Below are 2,470 nucleotides of genomic sequence, written 5' to 3' on the forward strand. Positions count from 1 at the left end.
GCCTGTCCGGGGTGATCCGGGCCCTGCCCGTGGCGGCCCGCCCGGCGCGGCGGGGCCCGGTCAGTCAGCCGCTTTCCACCGGGCCGTGGTACAGCCGGGCGTAGCGGGCGGCGTACTCCGGAATAGTGATCATAGGTGGCCGCTCCCGCACCACCACCTGATGGGTGCGCGGCTCCAGCCCGCTGTCACCGCGCCCGAACTGGGTCAGCGTCCCGCCGAGGGAGCCGGCGTGGACACCCAGCCTGCTCCACGCCGCGTGGATGATCTCCGCGGCCATCCGTCCAAGGGCCTCGTCGGACTGGTGGCGGTGGACCTTGCGGCCGACCTCGACCTGGGCGAGGGCGTCCACTCCCAGCAGCGAGAGCACGTCCACGACCTGGGCGAACTCGATGCCGTAGCCGGAGACGAACGGCAGCTGTTCGAGCAGGGCCCGCCGGCCGGCGAACTCACCGGCCAGCGGCTGCACCAGCCCGGCGAGCTGCGGCCAGTGCAGGTTGAGCAGGGGACGCGCGACGAGTTCGGTGACCCGGCCGCCACCGCCGGGCAGCAGCCCCCCGGCCAGCGGCCGGTCGTAGGACGCCTTGACGTAGGAGACCGCGCACTCGGTCAGCAGCGGCCCGAGCAGCCCGGTGACCAGGCTCGCGTCGAAGTCCTCCAGATCGGCGTCGACGAAGACCACGATGTCCCCGGACGTGGCGTACAGGGACTTCCACAGGGCCTCGCCCTTGCCGGCGACCCGTCCGTAGCCGGTGAGGATGCGCTCCTCGGCGAACACCGCCGCGCCTGCGGCGGCCGCCTCGGAGGCGGTCGCGTCCACCGACCCCGGATCGATGACGACGATCTCGTCGACGAGAGGCACCGCGGCCATAAGATCGCGGCGGACCGCCGAGACGATCGCGCCGACGGTGGCCGCCTCGTTCAACGCGGGCAGCACCACGCTGATCGGCCCTGCCTTACGGGCCAGTAGTTCCCCTGGTGAGAAGTCCCGCCCGTAGTACGTCCTATGCTCGAACCAACGGTATACGTCAGACCGCACACGGACTACAGTACGGACTGACAACCGCATACGGCTCATCCAGAGGGGCAGAGGGACCGGCCCAGTGAAGCCCCGGCAACCACCCGCATCAGTGCGTGGCAGGTGCTAATTCCGTCCTGAGACGCATCCGGCTCTCGGGAAAGATGAGGAGTTTCACAGATGACAGTCGCTCCCGAGCGCCTCGCAACGATCAGCCCGGACGTCGTCAATCCCGCGGTTGCCCTGTCATGTCGCCACTGCGGCGCCACCTATCCGCTCTCCCCGACGCATGTCTGTATCGAGTGCTTCGCCCCGCTGGAGATTGCCTACGACGACTCCGTGCTACGCCGGGTCACCCGGGAGTCCATCGAGGCCGGTCCCGCCAGCCTGTGGCGCTATGTCGGGCTGCTGCCCGCCGGCCACGACCCCGCGCGCCGGGTGTCGCTCGGCGCGGGCTGGACGCCGCTGCGCCCGGCCCCCCGCCTCGCCGCCGAGCTCGGGATGCGGACACTGTGGGTCAAGGACGACACCGCGAACCCCACCCACTCGTTCAAGGACAGGGTCGTGTCGGTGGCGCTGTCGGCCGCGCGCGAGCACGGGTACACCACGGTCGCCTGCGCGTCCACCGGCAACCTGGCCCAGTCGGTGGCAGCGCACGCCGCGTCCGCCGGGCTACGTTCGGTTGTGCTGATCCCGCATGATCTGGAGGACGGCAAGACCGTGTCGACCGCCGTCTACGGCGGCACGCTGGTCGCGATCGAGGGCAACTACGACGACGTCAACCGTCTGTGCAGCGAGCTCTCCGGCGAGTACGAATGGGCGTTCGTCAACGTCAACGTGCGGCCGTTCTACGCCGAGGGCTCCAAGACGCTCGGCTACGAGGTCGCCGAACAGCTCGGCTGGCGGCTGCCGGAGCAGGTCGTGGTGCCGATCGCGTCCGGGTCGCTGCTGACGAAGATCGACAAGGCGTTCGGTGAGCTCGGCCGGCTCGGCCTGGTGGAGCCGACCCCGCACCGGGTCTTCGGCGCGCAGGCGCAGGGCTGCAACCCGGTCGCGGCGGCCTTCGCCCGCGGGGCGGACACGGTCGCACCGGTGAAGCCGTCCACCATCGCCAAGTCGCTGTCGATCGGCAGCCCGGCGGACGGCCCGTACGCCCTCGACGTGGCCCGTCGCACCGGCGGCGCGATCACCGACGTCACCGACCCCGAGATCGTCGAGGGAATCCGCCTGCTGGCCCGGACGGAGGGTATCTTCGGCGAGACCGCCGGCGGCGTCACCGTCGCCTGCCTGCGGCGGCTGCTGCGCGAGGGCCTGCTCGACCCCGACGCGGAGACCGTCATCTTCAACACCGGCGACGGTCTGAAGACCCTCGACCCGCTGATCCCGACAGGCCGGCCGACCGCGACCATCCGCCCGTCCCTGGCCGCCTTCGAAGCCGCCGGCCTCGGCGACTGA

General features: G+C 71.1%; 2 protein-coding genes and 1 riboswitch. Of the genes, one reads left to right on the forward strand and one right to left on the reverse strand.

The genetic code is table 11. The features are described 5' to 3' along the window. Positions 1-64 precede the first annotated feature (64 nt). Complete coding sequence (locus NBX02_RS22245; protein ID WP_250292972.1) at positions 65-1,036, reverse strand: glucosyl-3-phosphoglycerate synthase; 972 nt, start codon at positions 1,034-1,036, stop codon at positions 65-67. Positions 1,037-1,068: 32 nt separating this feature from the next. Next, a riboswitch (SAM riboswitch) is annotated at positions 1,069-1,186 on the forward strand. A 9-nt stretch (positions 1,187-1,195) separates the two neighbouring features. On the opposite strand from NBX02_RS22245, the gene thrC reads away from it, so the two are divergent. Beyond that, positions 1,196-2,470 (forward strand): threonine synthase, encoded by a 1,275-nt coding sequence (thrC, locus tag NBX02_RS22250; protein ID WP_250292974.1) that lies wholly within the window; start codon positions 1,196-1,198, stop codon positions 2,468-2,470.

The organism is Protofrankia sp. CiP1_Cm_nod1 (genome assembly GCF_920888515.1).
In the GTDB taxonomy this organism is placed as follows: Bacteria; Actinomycetota; Actinomycetes; order Frankiales; family Frankiaceae; genus Protofrankia.

What these genes read in the sequence shown, in the direction of transcription:
- thrC (WP_250292974.1), top strand. Translation starts at nt 1,196, where the DNA reads ATGACAGTCGCTCCCGAGCGCCTCGCAACGATCAGCCCGGACGTCGTC.